Raw genomic sequence first — 433 nt, 5'->3', positions numbered from 1 at the left:
AATGAAGGCTATAATCAATATGCTCCCCTGGCGGGTATTGCTCCCCTGCGGGAACAAATCGTAAAAAAGATTGAATCGCTGCACGGGGAAAAATATGATAAAGACTCAGAGATCACAGTGACCAATGGTGCTACGCAGGCGCTATTCCTTGCCATCACAGCTTTTGTAAATCCGGGAGATGAGGTGAATGTTCTTAAACCCGCCTATGACTCCTATGAACCGGCTATAGAATTGAATGGAGGAGTGCCGGTGCCGGTACAGTTAAAGGGGAAGAACTATGACCTGGATTTTGAGGAGATAAAACAAAAGATCAATGGGAAAACCAGGATGATCATCATCAATACACCGCATAATCCCGGGGGAAATGTATTCAGTAAAGCTAAAATGCAGCAGCTGGAGCAGCTTTTGGAAGGGACAGATGTGATCCTGCTTA

At 45.3% G+C, this 433-nt stretch carries 1 protein-coding gene; it reads left to right on the top strand.

Features of this window, described 5'->3' with window-relative positions:
- On the top strand, positions 1–433 hold a 433-nt coding region (locus HC175_RS18975), incomplete at both ends, for an aminotransferase class I/II-fold pyridoxal phosphate-dependent enzyme (RefSeq protein ID WP_168139738.1).

It is taken from the genome of Salinimicrobium oceani (assembly GCF_012037645.1).
The sequence above is the reverse complement of the archived record's forward strand: the minus strand, read 5'-3'. Positions and strand labels throughout refer to the sequence as shown.